The organism is Nannocystis punicea, from assembly GCF_026965555.1.
Classification (GTDB): Bacteria; Myxococcota_A; Polyangia; order Nannocystales; family Nannocystaceae; genus Nannocystis; species Nannocystis punicea.
Genome location: NZ_CP114040.1, coordinates 8,460,727 through 8,479,021, shown reverse-complemented (window position 1 = coordinate 8,479,021; position 18,295 = coordinate 8,460,727). Strand labels below are relative to the sequence as shown.

The window sequence follows — 18,295 nt, the reverse complement described above, 5'->3', positions numbered from 1 at the left end:
GGCCCCCGCATCGCCTTCGCCAGGGCCATGACGCCGAACCCGTCGGGGGTGGTGTTGGGCCAGGCGAGGTGAGAGACTCGTCCCATGCCGAGGAGGGTCGTCGCGCTCGCTCTGCTCGCCATCGCGTGCGGCGAGGCGCGCGTCGCCCAGCCCGCGCCGGCGCCCGCGAGCGTCGCCACGCCGGTCGCTGCCGCGACACCACCTGCGACCGCGACGCCGCCGGCGACCGCGACGCCGCCGGCGACGGAGTCCGCACCCGCGACGAACGAGCCCGCGCTGGTCGTCGACGCCGACGATCGCACCTGCGCGAGCGACGGCGACTGCACGGCGATCCTGACCCAGTGCAGCATGTGCGAGGGCGCGTGCACGGGCGTGCGGGTCGACCGCGCCGCGCGGTACGGCGGCAAGCTCGACTGCGCCGGGTATCACGGGGTTGTGTGCAACTACGACTGCCGGCCGAGCTTCAACATCGAGGCGCCGCGTTGCGTCGCCGGCCGCTGCGAGAGCGTGCGGATCCGCTGACTCGGCGTCCTTCCCGGCCCGCTGCAGCTCGCGCGCTCGGGCGTGGGTCCTGACGAGTCGCAGGTGATCGAGGGTCGGCGCTCTGCGAGGCAGCCGTAGGGGGCGAGTATGTACCTGTCTCTTCGGACACCTCTCGTCGTGCGCGGCGGAGGCGCCGGTCGCTTGAAATTCGCGGCGCTCTTCTCGAAGATCCGGCGATGACGACCGAGGCGCGCGATTATCTGCTGCGGCAGCTCGATACGGCGTGGATGCTGGCGCAGTACCACCTCGACGGACTCACGACCGAGGAGTGTTTGTGGCGCCCGGCGCACGTGGGGTTGCACGTGCATCGGGCGGCCGACGGCCGCTGGGGGGCCGACTGGCCGGAGCACGAGGGCTACGACATCGGCCCGCCGAGCATCGGCTGGGTGACGTGGCACATCGGGTTCTGGTGGTCGATGGCGCTCGACCACTCGTTCGGCGCGGGCACCCTGGCGCGCGAGGACGTGGCGTGGCCCGGGGACGCGGAGGGCGTGCGCGAGTGGCTCGGACGCTTGCAATCCAGCTGGCGCGCGGCCGTCGTCGCCCTCGACGACGGCGAGCTGCGCGCGACGCAGCGGACCCGCTGGCCGTTTCAGGACCGCCCGTTCGCCGAGGTGATCGCGTGGGCCAACGTCGAGCTGATGAAGAACGCGGCCGAGATCGGCTACGCGCGCTTCCTCTACGCCGTGCGGCCCCGCTGACCCGGGCTGCCGAGTTGTCACGTGAGACGCGGACTGGGAATGACACGCCGATGATGACGCGAAAAGTTCTGCGGGCAGCTGGTGAGCAGGCGCCAATCTGCACCCTCGGAGCCCCGACGGCGGGTCGGCCTCTCACGGCTGTAGCCGTACCCCCGGGTCCGGAAGGGCGGCGCTTCCCGGACGACGCCTGGGGTCGGTGAGCAGACTATTGCTCGAGTTCGAGGGCAACTCCGACCTTGTGGCCACCAGCACGAAGCTCCTGCTCGGGAGGCTGAGCCGTTTCCTCTGCGCCGGGGATGGTCAACCCTTCTTGCTGTTGCTCGACGGCCGGGGCCGTGGAGCGCTCGATGATCTTCCTGATGGCGGAGAGATCGGCCGCGATCTGGAGCAGGAGATTGTTCTGTTGCGCAATCGCGGCTGCGAGGGTCTGGGATTCGTTGTCCATGCCAGAAGTTACACCGCGGTCCGCCGTGGCTGCACGACGTCGGGCTCACAACCGCGCAGCGCGACCGGGCCGGCCCTGCTGTCGCGGCTCGCCTTCACGACCGGTGAGACTTGGACTCGTGTGGCGCGCTCTTGCGACCGCGCCTGCCGAGCAACCAAGACCGCGAGACGCGGACTCGTCACCCTCGAAATGACACGTCGGTGATGGCGCGAAAAGTTCTTCGGCCAGTCCTTAGAATAGGCGCCAATCTGCATCCTCGGAGTCCTCGACCGCGGGCGGCTTCTCATGGCCGCAGCCGTGCCCCGCGTGGCCGCGCCTGCCGAGCTACCGTGACCGCGAGACACGGATTCGTCGCCCCGGAATGACACGCCGCTAAAGACGCGAAAAGGCGTCTGTTCGGCGGCCAGCCCTGGCCGTCGAACAGGCGCCTCCCAATCTGCTCCCGGGGACATCTCTCATCGGAGCCTGCGACGGCGGGTCGGCCTCTCACGGCGCAGTCGGCAATTCGCGAAGCGCCACACCCGGACCGCCGGGCAGAAGAACCGCGCGGACGTGACACGCGCCGGGCCGTGAATCAACATGTCCAGAAGGACATGAATCAACGATCCATCGACATGCCCCGAAGGACACGTTTTAAAAACAGTCAGCCCGCCGCAGGATTCTCGAGCTCGAAGACCTCGTGGGCGACGGGTCGCCCGTAGAGCTCCTCGCCCGGGTCGATGACGCCGACCACGCGGAACCCGAGCCGGCGCACCAGCGCCGCGCTGCGCGTGTTTCCCGGCGCGACCCGGGCGCGCAGGGTCTTGAGCCCGAGCGCGCCGAACGCGAACTCGACGACCGTGCGCAGCGCCGCCGTCGCCAGCCCGCGGCCCGTCGCCGACCTGGCCAGCCAGTAGCCGATCGACGCCAGCGACTCGGCCCACTCGATCGCGTGGAAGCTGATCACCCCCACGTTCTCGCCGCCGTGGCGGATCGCCCACACGATCGAGCCCTCGTCGCGCGTCCGGCTGCGCGCGTCGGCGATGAACTCGCGCATGTTCTCGACCTGGATCGTGACATCGAGCCAGCCGAGCCACTCGCGGAGGTGCGCGCGGTTGGCCTCGACCACCCGGAATTGCGCCTCTGCGTCCGCCTCCTGCATCCGCACCAGCTCGACCTCGCCGGCCGCGCTCACCAGCCGGAGGTCGTCCTGCTCGAGCTGGCGGGCCAGGCGTGCTTGCAGCGCCGCGACCTCGCTGCCTGGGTTCTCGTGGGTCATGGCGATGCTCTCCCCCGTCCCTCGATCCTGCGCTCCAGCATAAACCAGCGCGCCGCTCGGGTCACGGCCGGCGTCACGCCGCCGGCAGGGTGAAGTAGAACAGGCTGCCGGTGCCGAGCTCGCTCTCGACGCCGACGCTGCCGCCGAGGCGCTCGATGATCCGGCGCACGATCGACAGGCCGAGGCCGTGGCCTTCGGCGCGGACCGTGTCGAGCCGCGAGAACTCGGCGAACAGCTTCTCTTGCGCCTCCTGGTCGATGCCCGGGCCGTTGTCGCGGACCCAGAAGCGGACCTTGCCGTCCTGCACGTCGGCGCCGAGCTGCAGCCGCGGGGGCGAGCCGCCGTACTTGAGGCCGTTGCTGATGTAGTTCGTCCACGCCTCCTCGATCCACGGCGCGTAGCCGAGCGCCGGCGGCCACGACGGCGGCGTCGCCAGCTCGCCGGCGTACTCGCGCAGCATGTAGGCCATGCGCTGATCGACCTGGCGCATGATCGCCGCCATGTCGAGGCGGGACGTCTGGACCTGCTGCTTGCGCACGCCGGCCAGCAGCAGCAGCTCGTCGATGATGTTGGTCGCGGTGTGCGAGGCGCGGCGGATGTTCTCGACCACGCGCTCGACCTCGTCGAGCTCGACCTCGGCGATGTTCTCCAGCAGGTACTCGGAGTAGCCGACCATCGCCCCGAGCGGGTTCTTGAGGTCGTGGGCGACCGTGCGGGCGAACGCGTCGAGCTCGGCGTTGCTGGCGGTCAGCGATTGATTGACGCGGTGCAGCTCGTCGGTGCGCTTCTGCACCAGCCGCTCCATGTTGGCGTACAGGTTGGCGTTCTCGATCGAGATCGCCGCCTGCGAGGCGATGAGCTTGAGCGTATGCAGGCGGGCCTCGGGGAACACCGACGGGATCAGCTCGTTCTCGAGGTAGAGGACGCCGGTCAGCTTGGTCTGGTGGACCAGCGGCGTGCACAGGACCGAGCGCATCCCGCTGCGGGCCACGTACGTGTCGGTGGTGAACGGGCCGGCGCGGGCGGCGTCCTCGAGGACCACGCTGTCGGTGGTGTGGACCACGTAGTTGACGATCGACACCGGCACCGACGCGGCCTCGGACAGCGGCAGCGGCTGCTTCAGGGTGTACGAGCCGGTGTCGACCGACGACTCGGCGACCACGCACAGCTGGCCGTCCTGCTCGAGCAGGAGCACGCCGCGGCGGGCGCCGGCGTTCTCGATCATGATCTGGATGATCTTCTCGAGCAGCGGCTCGACCGCGATCTCGGCGGTCAGCGCCTGCGCGGCCTTGATGACGCTGGTGAGGTCGAGGCCCTGGTTGCCGGTGGTGGACAGCGAGCTGGTGATGAGCGCGCGGTTGCTGGTGGCGGTGATCGTCGCGCCGACGCTCTCGGCGCGGGCGGCCAGGTGCGGGTACTTGACGTCGAGCGCGCGCACCTTGGCCAGCGCGCCCCAGCGCTCGTAGCCGTAGCGGGCCTGGCCGAGGTAGACGCGGGCGATCTGGCTGCGGCCGCGGGCCTGGTGGAAGCGGCCGCACAGCTCGTTGGCGATCGCCTCGTGGTGGATGAACTGGCCGCGGCGGGCCCACTCGATCGCGCGGTCGTACTCGTCGAGCGCGACCAGGTCCTGGCCGCGGAGCCGCGCGATCTCGGCGTCGATGATGTGCAGGCGGTGCTGCTCGTTCTCCGGGCACAGCTGGGCCCACTGGGCCGTGCTGGCGCGGTGCTCGAGCAGCTGGGCCATCAGCGCGGCGCGCTCGGCCTCGTCGGCGGCGGCGGCGTGGCTGGCCGCCAGCGCCAGCGCGCTGTAAAACGGCAGGTCGGCGGTGTACGGGCCGCCGACGGCGACGACCATGTGCGGCTGGGCGGCGGCGCCGAGCGCCAGCGCCTCGGGGTACGCCTCGAACAGCGTCGCCACCATCAGCTTGGTGACGTGGTGCAGGAAGCGCACGATCACCAGGCCGGTGGCGTCGACGGTCCGCAGCCACTCGGCCTCGGCCTCGTTGGCGCCGAACAGCGGGCCGCCGTACCAGCGCTCGTGCTGCAGCGCGTCGACGACGTTGCCGAGCAGCACCAATTGCGCCGTCGACATCGCGTCGCGCGTGCGCACCATCAGCGCCTGGCCTTGATCGATCTCCTCGCGGACCGCCGTCAGGTCCTCGCCGCGGCGCAGGTTGGCCAGCACGTGGAACACGGCGCCCTGCGAGGCGTACATGAAGTCGCCGGTCTCGAGGCCGAGCACGCGGGCCTGGTTCAGGTGGTGCAGGCTGTCGCGCAGCGGGCGGGTGTGGCCGGTGTAGAAGCCGACCATGAAGTGCACGCGGCTGGCGACCTCGGTCGAGGTGAAGCGCTCGAGCAGCTGCAGCGCGAGCCGGCCGTAGCGCAGGGCGTCGGCGGGGCGGCCGAGCGGGCCGGCCAGCAGGTAGCCGTAGGTCGCGTAGCCGAAGGCCGACAGCTCGCCCGGGCCGTGGGTGAGCGACAGCAGGACGTGCTTGAGGATGACGACCGAGCCGAGGCGGGCGTCGACCACGAAGCCGGCGCCGAACGCCTCGTTGAGCAGGCGGAGCACCGCGCTGTGGGTCGGGTCGCGCATCGCCGGGGCGTCGGCGAGCGACTCGACGGTGCGGCCGGCGAGGCTGGCCTCGATCGCGCCGTAGACCTCGCCGAAGGTCGCCATCGTCTGCTCCGGCGTCTCCGGCAGGCGCTCGCCGAATTGCTCGAGGCCGGCGCGGCTGGCGACCAGGCCCTCGGCGAAGCGGCCCTGCGACGACAGCAGCATCACGCGCAGCGCGAACAGGTCGGCCTGCTCGATCGGCGAGCGGGCGCGGCGGATCAGCTCCTCGAGCTTGGCGTCGGCCCGGTCGACGCGGCCGACCATGTAGTCGCACTCGGCCTGCTCGCGGTGGAGCGCGAGGGTCAGCGCGAACTGGGACTCCCAGGCGTCCTCGGGCAGCACCGCGACGCCGGCGGCCGCGAACGCGGCGCCGGCGGCGTAGGCGGTGGCGCGCTTGGCCGCCCGCGCGGCCTCGAGGTTGGCGCGGGCCAGCTGCAGGCGCTCGGCGGGGTCGGTCAGGCGCGGCGCGCCGGCGTTGAGGTGGCGGACCACGTCGAACAGCGCGTCGCCGCGCAGCTCGCCGGCGTGCGCGGCCTGCAGGCTGCGACCGATCCGCAGGTGGACGTCGTGCAGCGCCTCGGGCGTGCTGAGCGACAGCGCGGCCTGCTGCACGCGGTCGTGGAGGAACCGGCAGGCGACCACCAGCTCGGCGGTCTCGTGGGCCGCGGGCGCGCCGTCGTCGTCGTCGGCGAGCAGGCGGTAGTTGGAGTCGAGCGGCACGACCAGGCCGGCGTGCAGCGCGGGCCACAGCTCCTCGGCGACGCGGCCCGGGCTGCGCTCGGCGATCCGCGCCAGGGTGACGACGTCGAACTCGTGGCCGACGCAGGCGGCGACGGCGAGCAGGCGCTGGGTGTCGGCCGGGAACTCGCGCAGCCGCTCCGACATCAGCTCGGCCACGTTCTCGGTGATCGGCGCGGCGGCCACGGCGGCGGTGTCCCAGGCCCACCCGCCGGTGGCGGCGTCGAAGCGGATCAGCCCGTTCCGGTGCAGCATCGTCAGGAACTGCGTCAGGAAGAACGGGTTGCCGTGGGTCTTGTCGAACACCAGCGAGGCGAGGCTCTCGAGCCGCTCGACCTCCGCGCGCGGCGGCGGCACGCCGGGGCGCTCGCGGAGCAGGGTGTCGGCCAGCAGCGCGCGCACGCTCGTGCGGTCGAGCGGGCCGAGCGTCAGCTCGGTGAGCGGTACGCCCTCTTTGCGTAGCTGGGTGACCGCGGCGCGCAGCGGGTGGCCGAGGTCGACCTCGCCGTCGCGGTAGGCGCCCACGAGCAGCAGGTGGCCGCCGTCGGGGTCGGTGAGGATCAGGCGCAGCAGCGACAGCGTGCCGGCGTCGGCCCACTGCAGGTCGTCGAGGAAGACCACCAGCGGCGAGGTGCGCGGGCACAGGGCGCGCACGAAGTTCTGCATGATCAGGCCGAAGCGGTTCTGCGACTCGGTCGGGCGCAGCGGCGGCAGCGGCGGCTGCTTGCCGAGGATCCGCTCGAGCTCGGGCACGAGGTCGACGACCAGCTGACCGCTGGTGCCGACGGCCTGCTGGATGCGCGCGCGCCACTCTGCCAGCGTGCGCGACGACTCGGTCAGCAGCTGGCGGGCCAGATCGGACAGCGCCGAGGCGAGCGCGCTGAACGGGACGTTGCGCTGGACCAGGTCGAACTTGCCGGTGACGAAGCGGCCGCCGCTGCGGGCGATCACGCGGTGGACCTCGTGGGCCAGCACGGACTTGCCGACGCCCGGGCCGCCGGCGACCAGCAGCAGCTCGGGGCGGCCGTCCTGCACGCGGACGAACGCCTCGGCCAGCGCGCGGACGTCGGCCTCGCGGCCGTAGAGCTTCTGCGGGATGCGCAGCACGTCGGCGCGGTCGCGCTGGCCGAGCTCGAACGCCTCGATCTCGCCGGTCTCGTCGAGCGCTGCGAGGCAGCGGGCGAGGTCGGCCGCCAGGCCGAGGGCGTGCTGGTAGCGGTCCTCCGGCCCCTTGGCGAGGAGCTTCATGACGACGTCGGAGACCACCCGCGGGAGCGTCGGCGTGCGCACCCACGGCGGCGCCGGCGTGCGGGCGATGTGGCTGTGGACCAGCTCCATCGCGTCGTTGGCGTTGAACGGGACCGAGCCCGTCAGCATCTCGTAGAGCGTGACGCCGAGCGAGTAGAGGTCGGTGCGCTGGTCGACGACCCGGTTCACGCGCCCGCTCTGCTCGGGCGACATGTACATCAGGGTGCCCTCGAGCGCCTCGGGGCTCGAGACCTGAGCTGTCTCGTGGGCCAGGTTGGTGGCGATGCCGAAGTCGATCAGCTTGACGCTGCCGGTCGACGAATTGACGAGGATGTTGTGCGGCTTGATGTCCTTGTGGATGATGGCCCGCTCGTGCAGGCGAGCCAGGATGTCGGCCAGCGCGACGCCCAGCTCGAGCGCCCGCCGCAGCTGCAGCGCCTCGCCGTGGATGACGTCGCTCAGCGGGACGCCGCCGTCGTCCTCCATCACCAGCGCGAGGCCGTTGCCGTAGTTCTCCAGCGAGTAGACGCGCACGACCCCGGGCACGTCGAGCTCGCGCAGGGTGACGAATTCGCGGCGCAGCTGTCTCAATGCGCGTGGGCTCGGGAACTCGCCCTTCAGCACCTTGATCACGATCGGGGTCTGCTCGTCTTCGCGGACGCCGCGGAAGATGATCGAGTTCTGCCCCTCGTGGAGCCGTTGCTTGAGCGAGAAACGTGGAGAGGCTTCCATGTCGAGCGTCGCTGAGCCGATCAGGCGTATCATACTGTCTGGCGGCCCCGGCGGGCGTCTCGCGTCGCTCCCCCCTGCATTCGCGCGGTGCGCAGGGCCACGCTCGCAGGCGGGACTGGCCCTTACGCGCGCGGGCGGCGATGACGCGTCGCCGGAACGCGCGAACACCCGTCCGCGGGCCCTGGCGCGCCCGCGGCACGAAACCGCGCCTTGCTCCATCCGCAGACTCTGCACCAGCGATCGATGCACCAGTCGCACGCGCACCACACGGCGTTCGCAGGAGGGCCTTTGGTTTCCGTTCTCGGCCGTCGCGCGGCGATGTATGCTCAAGCATCTTGACCGTCGGCAGCAGGCCGGGCCGCCCGCCGCAGCGACGATCTCGGAGCTCCCGCCGATGTCTCAAGAACCGACCGCGCCCGCTGTCAAGTACGACATCCTCAGCCCAGCTTTCTTCGCCGACCCTTATCCGACGCTCCGGCGCATGCGCGAGGAAGACCCGGTGTTCTGGCACCCCTTGCTCAAGAGCTGGGTGCTGACCCGCTACGCCGACATCCAGCGGGTCCTTCGCGACAGAAAGTCGGAGTTCTCGAACTCGAAGGTGGCGCAGTACGGCCTCGGCGCGCCCGAGAGCGTGCGTGCAAAATTCGAGGTGTTCAACACCTTCGTCTCGAGCTGGGTCGCGTTCATGGACCCGCCGGACCACACGCGGCTGCGGGCGCTGATCGCCCGCGCGTTCACGGTGCAGGCGGTCGAGCGGCTGCGGCCGCGGATCCAGCAGGCGATCGACGATTTGCTGGCGGCCGCGCGCGAGCGGGGGCACATGGACGTGGTCGCCGACTTCGCGGCGCAGCTGCCGATGACCGTGTTCAGCGAGTTGATGGGCATCCCGCGCGAGGACAGCGAGCGGCTGCGGGAGGACGCGCTGGTCGTCATGTCGCTGTTCGGCGCCGGCATCGCCACCGCCGAGGGCGTCGAGTCGGCGTACCGCGGTGTCATGAGCTACTACGAATACTTCAACGCGCACATCGCCGCGCGGCGCAGCCGCTCGACCGAGGACCTGCTGAGCAAGTTGGTCGAGGCGCGCGTCGACGGGGTCGGCATGACCGACACCGAGCTCGTGGCGATGTGCGTGACCCTGTTCCTGGCCAGCCAGGAGACCACACTATATATGGTAGCCAACGCGGTGAACACCCTCGTGCGCCACCCCGAGCAGGCGCAGCGACTGCGCGAGGACCCGCGCCTCGTCGACGCCGCGCTCGAGGAGACGATGCGCTACGACGGCCCGACGTTCGGCACCTTCCGCCGGGCGAAGGTGGACATCACCGACCTCCCCGACGGCAAGATCGGCGCGGGCGACTATGTACTGAGCATCATCTGCTCCGCGAACCGCGACGGTCATCGATTCCCCGATCCCGACCGGTTCGACATCGAGCGTCAAGACACGCGTCATCTGTCCTTCAGTTCCGGTATCCACGTCTGCCCGGGCGCCGCGCTGTCGCGACTCGAGGGACGTCTGGCGATTCAAGCGCTGCTCCAGACGTTCTCGGACCTGCGCCTCGAGTCCGACGCGCCGCTCGAGTGGGTGTCGAGCATGATGGTCCGCGGCTTCAAGTCGCTGCCGATCACGATGACGCCCGCCTGACACCCGCTCGCTGCGAGCGCCCCGCCCGCGACGCCCCGCCGCAGCCTCGCTCGGCGGGGTTCGCAATTGTAAGGACGCGCGATCCTCGGTGTGGCGATTGTACATACAGACTTCGCGCGCGGTCTTCGGACCCCGCGCCGCGGGTCGGGTGCGGTGGGATACTCGGAGACGCGGCGAGGCGGCGAGGCGGCGACGAATTAATTAATCGTAGCTCTAGGATCCTTTGACCTGTTGACATACACTCATACGACGGCGCCGAGCTCGAGCGCGGGCCTCGGGACAGGCGTCAATGGGGGTCGACCCGGGGGGGGCGATCGTTGACAATTCTGCTCTGCGCAGTTGGAGGTGGGGGATGCTCTCGATAGGCGCGCGCGCATTTTTGTGGTCGGTGGGTCTCGGAGTGGCGATGGGCACGGTGGGGGAGGCGGGGGCGGCCCCGCCTTCGTACACCCTGTTCGAGAGCGGGCAGGTCCGTCCGCTCGCCCTCTCGCCCGACAAGAAGACGTTATTCGCCGTCAACACGCCGGACGGCCAGCTCGAGGTCTACGACGTGACCTGGTGGGGCCTGTCCCACCGGACGTCGATCCCGGTCGGCGTCGAGCCGGTCGCGGTGGCGGCCCGCAGCAACACCGAGGTGTGGGTCGTCAATCACGTGTCGGACAGTGTCAGTGTCGTCTATGTCGGCACCGCGGCGCCCAATCGCGTGACCCGGACCCTCCTGGTCGGCGACGAGCCGCGTGACATCGTCTTCGCCGGTCCGTCGAAGAGCCGGGCCTTCATCACGACTGCGCACCGCGGACAGAACATCGGCTTCGACCCGCAGCTGACGACGCCGAGCGTCGGGCGGGCCGACGTCTGGGTGTTCGACGCCAACAACCTCGGCGCGGCGATGGGCGGCACGCCGAAGACCGTGATCACCCTGTTCGCCGACACCCCGCGGGCGCTGGCGACGTCGGCCGACGGCTCGAAGGTGTACGCGGCCGCGCACTTCTCCGGCAATCGCACGACCACCATCGACTCGGTGCTGGTCGCCGGCGACACGCCGGAGCCGAAGGAGAACTACGCGGGCGTCCCGGCGCCGAACAACCCGCTGATCGTCAAGTACGACGGCCAGCACTGGGTCGACGAGCGCGGCGACCAGTGGGACGACGACGTCAAGTTCAGCCTGCCGGACAAGGACGTGTTCGTCATCGACGCCAACGCCGCCACGCCGGCCCAGATCAGCGGCTCCGCGGGCTTCTACACCGTCGTCGGCGCGATCCTCTACAACATGATCGTCAACCCGGTGAACGGGAAGGTCTACGTCGCCAACACCTCGGCGCGCAACGAGGTCCGCTTCTCGGGGCCGGGCGTCTTCACCGAGTCCAACGTCAACGGCCACTTCGCCGAGAACAACATCAGCATCCTCCATCCGCAGAGCCAGACGGTCACCACCCACCACCTGAACCCGCACCTCGACTACGACGCGCCGTTCCAGCCGCTGCCGAACGAGGACGCGGAGCTCAGCCTCGCGCTCCCGCAGGGCATGGCGATCTCGGCCGACGGCAACACCCTCTACGTCGCCGCGCTCGGCTCCGACAAGATCGGCGTGTACGACACTCAGGCGCTCGAGGACGACGCCTTCTGGCCCGACCCCAGCGAACAGCTGCAGGTCGGCGGCGGCGGACCGACGGCGGTGCTGCTCGACGAGTCGCGCGACCGTCTGTATGTGATGACCCGCTTCGACAACGCGGTCTCGATCATCAGCACGAGCGACGGCGACGAGGTCCAGCACCTGCCGATGCACAACCCCGAGCCGGCGAGCGTGACCGAGGGGCGCCGCTTCCTTTATGACGCGACCTACACCTCGGGCCGCGGCGACTCGGCCTGCGCGACCTGTCACGTGTACGGCGACGTGGACCACCTGGCGTGGGACCTCGGCAACCCCGACGGCGACGTGACGATCGCGCCCGGGCCGTTCAAGACGATCTTCCTGCCCGACTTCCCGATCGACTTCCACCCGATGAAGGGGCCGATGACGACCCAAAGCCTGCGCGGCATGGCCAACCACGGCGCGATGCACTGGCGCGGCGACAAGACCAGCCCGAACTTCCCGCCGAACGCGCAGCCGAACCAGGGTTCGTTCGACGAGGTGATGGGGTTCAAGCAGTTCAACAAGACCTTCGTCGAGGTGATGGGCCGGACGCAGGAGATCCCGGCGGCCGACATGCAGAAGTTCACCGACTTCGCGCTGCAGCTGACCTACCCGCCGAACCCGGTCCGCAACCTCGACAATTCGCTCACCGCCTTCCAGGCGGCCGGCCGCGAGCTCTACATGAACAAGCCGGCGACGCTCGGCATGACGTGCAACTTCTGTCACGTCCTCGACCCGGCCGGCAACGCCCAGTACGGCGTTGAGCGCCCGGGCTTCTTCGGCTCCGACGGCTCGTACGTCGGCACCGAATTCGTGCAGACCATGAAGGTCCCGCACCTGCGCAGCGCCTATACGAAGATCGGCAAGTTCGGCCTGCCGCGCGACCCGTCGATCAACCCGCAGGAGGACGACTCGTTCCTCGGCGACCAGATCCGCGGCTTCGGCTACACGCACGAGGGCTCGATGGACTCGGTGTTCGGCTTCCTCAGCCAGATCGGCTTCGTCGAGGATCCGGTCTTCAACCCCGGCGGGCTCGAGTCCGACACCCCGACCGAGCGCCGCCAGGTCGAGGCCTTCGTGCTCGCCTTCGACTCCAACATGGCCCCCATCGTCGGTCAGCAGGTCACCCTCACCGCCACCAACGCCACGGCCGTCGGCCCCCGCATCACGCTCCTGAAGACCCGCGCGAGCGCGGGCGAATGCGACCTCGTGGCCCACGGCAATTATTTGGGCGAGATGCGCGGCTACCTGTGGAACGGCACTGCGTTCCTGCAGGACGAGCACGGCAAGCCGACGCTCACCGACGCCCAGCTGCGCGCCCGCGCGACCCTCCTCCTGCAGGAGCTCACGTACACGTGCGTACCGCCCGGCTCGGGCCGCCGTGTCGGCATCGACCGCGACCTCGACGGCACGCTCAACGGTGACGAGTTCGGCGGGTGCGGCTGACGCCAGTGCGCGGTGTGAGGCGCCGGTAACCGGCCGCGCCGGCAATCATCACAGTCGGGGCGCGGCCGCGGCAGCCGTGGACCGAGCTGCTCCCCGCCGGGGCGCGGCCCAGCGGCCGACGAATCGCGGCGGTGGTCCGGACGGCTGCGGCCGAGGTTCAGCGGAGTCCGCGAGGGCCGCCGTAATCGCGGTCGGACGCGCGGACCCCCGGCTCAATGCACGTCGCTCTCGAGCGTGGTAGCGAGCGCTCGGATGAGCGCGCCGCCGTCGCCGCGCCACGCGCTGCCGTGCATGCAGGCGAGCGTCGTCGGCTGTGTGCCCGCCAGCCGCTCGAGGATCGCGGCCTGCCGGCGGGTGTGCGAAAAATAGTCCATCTGCGCGCGAAAGGCCTCGCTCGGCCCGAGGATGTCGGCCTCGGTGACGGGGACGTCGCTGCCGCCGCCCTGCGTGAACAGGTCGCCGCACAGCAAGGTCCGGGTCTCGCGCTCGAACAGGTAGCCGCACTCCCAACCGTGCGGCACGTGGGGTGCGTCCAGCCAGGTCACGCTGCGCCGGCCGAGGGTCACCGTCTCGCCGTCGGCCAACCCGCGCGGGCGGCGATCGGCCAGGTCTTCCATCGAGACGAGCGCCGCGACCTTGCTGCACAGCGGCGAGGCCTGCGGCGCCACGGACAGGAGATGGTTGAGCGCCCCGCACTCGTCGGCCTCGACGTGCGAGAAGCCGATCCAGCGCAGCCGGTCGAGCGCGATCACCCGCCCGATCGCCGCGCGCACGCTCTCGAACAGCCCGCGCGGCCCGGTGTGAAACAGCAGCGGCTCGTCGTCGACGATCAAGTACTGATTGAAGTTGAACCCGGGCACCTTCGTGTTCAGCCGGTAGATCCCATCGGCCACCTCGTCGACTCGCGTCTCCATCGCGTACCTCCGGCGGCAGTCTAGCAGGCATCACGACGGCGCGTCGTGGATGATGCGGCGGTGGCGTCGCCGCCGTCCCTGGTCGTCGGCGCCGCGAGGAGCTCGCGATCCTGCGAGGAGATGTCGACCGGCTCGGGACCACCTCCAGCGCGAACAACGCGCCGGAGAGATCGTGAAGACGATCGTTGTGCCGGAGGTGAGGACGACGCCGCGTCTCCGTCGCGATCGGCGCTCCGGGCGTCACTCGTCTCGCGGAGGATGTGAGGGGCGCGCCAACCAGGCCGGCGCGCTCGAGATCAGGGGCGAGCTCCTGGCGACGAGAGGCGCATCGATTGCAAGAGTCGGCGTCTCGCTCGATTCACGCCGCATGCGTGGGCATCGACGGCGTGAAGTCGGCTCGGCTCGCGCGGCGTGCTCCGGTCGGGCTCGCTTCCGGCGACGCCCGGGCCGGAGGCGCGCGGCGGGGGCGGGCCCGCGCCGTCGGTCCCATATTCATCAGGCCGTTGAAAGATGGTATCGGGTCTTCTCATATCAAACTCCCGACTCACGCATCCCTTCGATCACCTCGCATGCAATGCCGCGCCCGCCAAGGGGCGGATTCTTGCCCGAGAGACGAATCCGCGAGGCTCATGCGATTCGACCCCTCCGCGAGCTCCGGCGCCCTTTGCAGCGGCTCGAACTCGGCGCTCGAGACGTCGAGCACGTGCGTCCGTCGGCCGGGGACGTGGCGCGAACGGTACGAGTTCTCGGCGAGCGCGAGGAGCTGCGGCGGTACAGCACGTGGTCCGGGCGGTGCTGGCCATGAGCGGGGTTGCGCCCCGGAGGCCGGCGAGCCGCGAGCGTCTTCGGCGTGTAAAGCGCGTGTAACCGCTGTGTTTCGCCGCAGGCACGTGCTACAAAGCACGCCCGCCGGGCCCTGGCCGGCGCGTCAACATGAACGATAGGACATGTACTTCATGACGCACTCCATTCACACCGCAGTCCTCGGCCTCGTCGTCGCCCTGCCGCTCGTCGCCTGCGGCGGCGAGGGCGGCACCACGGTGACCGACTCCGCCGATCCGACCACGACCGAGTCGACGACCGATCAGCAGCCGACGACCGGCGGTGAGACGGCCACGCAGCCGACGACGGCCACCGAGCCGACGACGACCGACGCGACGACGACCCCGGACACGACGACGACCGACGCGACGACCACCGAGGGCACCACCGATCCCGGCGACACCACGAGCACCGGCGAGACCACCGACGGGACGACGAGCACCGGCGAGAGCACCACCTCCGACGAGAGCACCACCTCCGCCGTCAGCGACAGCGAGGGGACCACGACCGAGGAAACCACGAGCGGGACCACGACCGGTGGCGACACGACCGAGGGCACGACCGACGGCACGACGACCGGCGACGACACCGGCGACGTCCCCGACTTCGTCGCCGAGTGCGACGATGACCCGGCCAACCCGGTGATCGTGACGGTCACGCCCAACGTCTCCGCGCGCTTCCCGACCATCACCTCGGGCCTCGCCGCCGCCAGCGACGGCTCGGTGATCGAGGTCTGCCCCGGCACCTACAGCGACAAGATCGAGGTGACCGTCGACATCACCCTCCGCGGCGCCGGCGCGGACAAGACGATCATCGACGGCGGCGGGTTCCACTTCAACCTCGGCGCCGGCGATGCGGTGGTCGAGGGCTTCGGCTTCACCAACTGCAACGCCAAGGTCCCGAACGGCTGGAACATCCCCACCAGCGGCGCGATCAGCATGAACGACACCTACGGCGTGCAGGAGAGCCTGACCGTCCGCGACTGCCGCTTCTTCGAGAACAGCGCCGCGTACGGCGCCGCGATCCACGTGTCGGGGTCGAACAACGGCGGCAAGAACCCGGACATCTACGTCGAGAGCTCCGTCTTCGAGAACAACACCGCGACCGGCGAGGGCGGGGCGATCGCCAGCTACGGGCGCGTTCACATCACCGATTCGACCTTCGTCGAGAACACGGCCCCGACCGGCGGGGCGCTCGCGCTCTCCTATGGGTGCACCGGCCCGGACGTCTGCGACATCGCGAACACGGTGATCAAGAAGAACCACGCCACGGGCTCCGGCCAGTACGAAGGGGGCGGCGGGATCTTCATCGACGACTGCGGCCTCAACTGCCTCGGCGGCCTGACCGTCACCGACTCCGACCTCGGCTTCGGCGCGTCCGAGGAGAACACCAACTACCAGGACCTGCCGGAGGACGTGCTGATCAACGACGACTCCGCCCCGTGGAACCGCTACGGCTGGTACTACAATAACATCTCGTTCATCTGCTCCAACGGCAGCTGCGATATGCCCTGATCGCGGTCGCGGGGGAGAAGCCGCGCCTCGACGACGCGAAGCACCGAGCCGATCGTCAGGCGCGAACGCTCGCGCGCTTCGACCATTCTCTTGGAGCCCGCCCTGGGCGCCGAAGCGGCGCAAGTCGAGCTAGACGCAGACTCGCGGCTGGGAGTCGGCGCTCACCAGGGAGTCTCACCGCTCGCTTCCACGAACCGGCCGGAGACGGCATCGGGGCCGAGCAGCGCATGCTCGACCGGCAGTCTCGCGCCCTCCTCGGCGGTCAGGAAACCCTTGTGCCCGGTCAATTCCGTCTTCACGTATCCCGGACTCACCGAGGTCACGACGATTGGCGTATCGCGCAGCTCTTCGCCCAGCTGGACGGTGAGCATGTTGAGGGCCGCCTTGGAAGCGTTGTAGCCGATCAGTCGCGCTGAATAATAGGGCGACGTCCGATCGCCGTTCAGCGTGAGCGAACCGAGGGAGCTGGACAAATTGACGATCCGTGCGGCCGGCGACTGGCGCAGCAGCGGAAGCATCGCCTGCGTCACCGCCAGGGTGCCGACGAAGTTCGTATTCATGATCTTGCGAACGGCCGCGAGCGACGCGGCGCTGGGCGGACCGTCCTCGGAGTCGATGATACCGGCGTTATTGACGAGAATGTCGAGCCGACCGTGCTCGGCGGCGATCGATTCGGCGGCGGCCGCGATGCTCGCCTCGTCCTCGAGGTCGATCCGGACCGCTTGTGCTGCCAGTCCCTGCTGCGCCAGACCGTCGACCGCCGCGCTCGCCCGTCCGGGATCGCGAGCACCGATGATGACGAAGACGCCGGCTCGCGCGAGCTGTCGGGCGATCTCGAGCCCGATGCCCTTGTTCGCGCCGGTGACGAGCGCGACGCGCGTCGTCACTCGAGCCGGAGGGGTGCTGTCGCTTCCAGGGACCTTGTCGTTCATGCGTGGAGTTCTAGGACGCTGCGACGTGACGACCAAGGCCGATCGGCGCACGACTCTGTTGCTTGCCGGTCAACAATTGAGGGAGACTCGCTCGATGGATCCGTTCAGCGAGATCGGCGTGTTCGTCCGCGTGGTCGAGAAGCGGAGTTTCACGCTCGCCGCCCGAGCGATGGGCCTCACCGCGTCCGGCGTCAGCCGTGCGATCGCGCGGCTCGAGGGGCGCCTCGGCGTTCGACTGTTGGAGCGGACCACCCGCAGCGTCGGGCTCACCGCCGACGGGGCCGTCTACTACGAGCGCTGCACCCGTATCCTCCGTGAACTCGAGGACGCCGACAGGGCCGTCGCCAGCACGCGAAGCGCACCCCGCGGGAGGCTCCGCGTCGATGCCCCCTCCATGTTCGGGAGCTACGTGCTCGGCCCGGCGATCGGGCGCTTCCTCGCGGCATATCCCGAGCTCTCCGTCGATCTAAGCCTCCGCGATCATATCGTCGACCCCATCGCCGAAGGGATCGACGTCGTCTTGAGAATGGCGAAGCTGCGCGAGAGCGAGCTCATGCACAAACACCTGGGCACGATGTCGCTGGTGATCGTCGGCACACCGGCTTACTTCGCGCGCCGCGGTCGGCCGACCTCCGTCGAAGACCTCCGCCGGCATGACACTCTCGGCTTTCTCGTCGGCTCGATGCCCCTTCCGTGGAAGCTCCGGCACGATGACGGCGATCTCGCGCTCGCGCCGACGGGGCGGTTCTACTCGAACGGCATCGGAGCCATCCTCGAGGCGGCACGCGCGAGCCAGGGCATCGTTCAAGTCTTCGAGCACGTCGTGCGCGACGACCTCGCTCGCGGCACGTTCGAAGCGGTCCTGCGAGCCGAGCACCAGCAAGAGGTGCCGGTCGCCGCCCTCTATGCGAAGGAGAAGGCGCAGCTCCCGAAGGTGCGCGTCTTCCTCGCCTTCATGGCCGAGCTGATGAGCGCGACCTCGAAGCGCGTCGGCCCGGCGAAGCGGCGCGAAGGCGTGCGGCGGTCGTAGAGGCTTGCGTCGGAGCTTCGGGCCGCCTCGAGCTGGCGAGCACGGCCGCCGTCGCGTGCTTCGGCATGACGCTGTGGCTGCTC

General features: G+C 70.0%; 11 protein-coding genes. 6 read left to right on the top strand and 5 right to left on the bottom strand.

Features of this window, described 5'->3' with window-relative positions; genetic code table 11:
• Window positions 1-84 precede the first annotated feature (84 nt).
• Entirely contained in the window at window positions 85-522 is a 438-nt protein-coding gene (locus O0S08_RS32555; RefSeq protein WP_269033273.1) for a hypothetical protein, read from the top strand.
• Between the two features lie 197 nt (window positions 523-719).
• Window positions 720-1,244, top strand: a complete 525-nt coding sequence (locus tag O0S08_RS32550; RefSeq protein ID WP_269033272.1) for a DinB family protein — start codon at window positions 720-722, stop codon at window positions 1,242-1,244.
• 205 nt (window positions 1,245-1,449) lie between these two features.
• On the opposite strand, the gene O0S08_RS32545 is transcribed toward O0S08_RS32550, so the two are convergent.
• The 3 genes from O0S08_RS32545 to O0S08_RS32535 form a co-directional block, all read right to left on the bottom strand.
• A complete protein-coding gene (locus O0S08_RS32545) occupies window positions 1,450-1,689 on the bottom strand; it encodes a hypothetical protein (protein ID WP_269033271.1) in 240 nt (79 codons plus the stop codon).
• Between the two features lie 643 nt (window positions 1,690-2,332).
• A complete protein-coding gene (locus O0S08_RS32540; protein WP_269033270.1) occupies window positions 2,333-2,947 on the bottom strand; it encodes a GNAT family N-acetyltransferase in 615 nt (204 codons plus the stop codon).
• Window positions 2,948-3,020: 73 nt separating this feature from the next.
• Window positions 3,021-8,279, bottom strand: coding sequence for an ATP-binding sensor histidine kinase (locus tag O0S08_RS32535; RefSeq protein WP_269033269.1), 5,259 nt, complete (start codon window positions 8,277-8,279; stop codon window positions 3,021-3,023).
• Between O0S08_RS32535 and O0S08_RS32530 the strand changes: the two genes are divergently transcribed.
• Both O0S08_RS32530 and O0S08_RS32525 read left to right on the top strand, forming a co-directional pair.
• Complete coding sequence (locus tag O0S08_RS32530) at window positions 8,251-9,921, top strand: cytochrome P450 (protein ID WP_269033268.1); 1,671 nt, start codon at window positions 8,251-8,253, stop codon at window positions 9,919-9,921. The genes O0S08_RS32535 and O0S08_RS32530 overlap by 29 nt on opposite strands.
• A gap of 406 nt (window positions 9,922-10,327) precedes the next feature.
• Window positions 10,328-13,000 carry a YncE family protein gene (locus O0S08_RS32525; RefSeq protein WP_269033267.1) on the top strand — a complete coding sequence of 891 codons (2,673 nt, stop codon included), beginning with the start codon at window positions 10,328-10,330 and terminating at the stop codon, window positions 12,998-13,000.
• 212 nt (window positions 13,001-13,212) lie between these two features.
• On the opposite strand, the gene O0S08_RS32520 is transcribed toward O0S08_RS32525, so the two are convergent.
• Window positions 13,213-13,914, bottom strand: a complete 702-nt coding sequence (locus tag O0S08_RS32520) for an oxygen-binding di-iron domain-containing protein (protein ID WP_269033266.1) — start codon at window positions 13,912-13,914, stop codon at window positions 13,213-13,215.
• Between the two features lie 956 nt (window positions 13,915-14,870).
• Between O0S08_RS32520 and O0S08_RS32515 the strand changes: the two genes are divergently transcribed.
• Window positions 14,871-16,250, top strand: coding sequence for a right-handed parallel beta-helix repeat-containing protein (locus O0S08_RS32515; protein ID WP_269033265.1), 1,380 nt, complete (start codon window positions 14,871-14,873; stop codon window positions 16,248-16,250).
• A gap of 161 nt (window positions 16,251-16,411) precedes the next feature.
• Here the strand turns inward: O0S08_RS32515 and O0S08_RS32510 are convergent, their stop codons facing one another.
• Window positions 16,412-17,182, bottom strand: a complete 771-nt coding sequence (locus tag O0S08_RS32510; protein WP_269033264.1) for an SDR family NAD(P)-dependent oxidoreductase — start codon at window positions 17,180-17,182, stop codon at window positions 16,412-16,414.
• A 25-nt stretch (window positions 17,183-17,207) separates the two neighbouring features.
• Here O0S08_RS32510 and O0S08_RS32505 point away from each other — a divergent pair, with 25 nt between their 5' ends.
• Entirely contained in the window at window positions 17,208-18,212 is a 1,005-nt protein-coding gene (locus O0S08_RS32505; RefSeq protein ID WP_269033263.1) for a LysR family transcriptional regulator, read from the top strand.
• Window positions 18,213-18,295: the final 83 nt, after the last annotated feature.

What these genes read in the sequence shown, in the direction of transcription:
- O0S08_RS32555 (WP_269033273.1), top strand. Translation starts at nt 85, where the DNA reads ATGCCGAGGAGGGTCGTCGCGCTCGCTCTGCTCGCCATCGCGTGCGGC.
- O0S08_RS32550 (WP_269033272.1), top strand. Translation starts at nt 720, where the DNA reads ATGACGACCGAGGCGCGCGATTATCTGCTGCGGCAGCTCGATACGGCG.
- O0S08_RS32545 (WP_269033271.1), bottom strand. Translation starts at nt 1,689, where the DNA reads ATGGACAACGAATCCCAGACCCTCGCAGCCGCGATTGCGCAACAGAAC.
- O0S08_RS32540 (WP_269033270.1), bottom strand. Translation starts at nt 2,947, where the DNA reads ATGACCCACGAGAACCCAGGCAGCGAGGTCGCGGCGCTGCAAGCACGC.
- O0S08_RS32535 (WP_269033269.1), bottom strand. Translation starts at nt 8,279, where the DNA reads ATGGAAGCCTCTCCACGTTTCTCGCTCAAGCAACGGCTCCACGAGGGG.
- O0S08_RS32525 (WP_269033267.1), top strand. Translation starts at nt 10,328, where the DNA reads ATGGGCACGGTGGGGGAGGCGGGGGCGGCCCCGCCTTCGTACACCCTG.
- O0S08_RS32520 (WP_269033266.1), bottom strand. Translation starts at nt 13,914, where the DNA reads ATGGAGACGCGAGTCGACGAGGTGGCCGATGGGATCTACCGGCTGAAC.
- O0S08_RS32515 (WP_269033265.1), top strand. Translation starts at nt 14,871, where the DNA reads ATGACGCACTCCATTCACACCGCAGTCCTCGGCCTCGTCGTCGCCCTG.
- O0S08_RS32510 (WP_269033264.1), bottom strand. Translation starts at nt 17,182, where the DNA reads ATGAACGACAAGGTCCCTGGAAGCGACAGCACCCCTCCGGCTCGAGTG.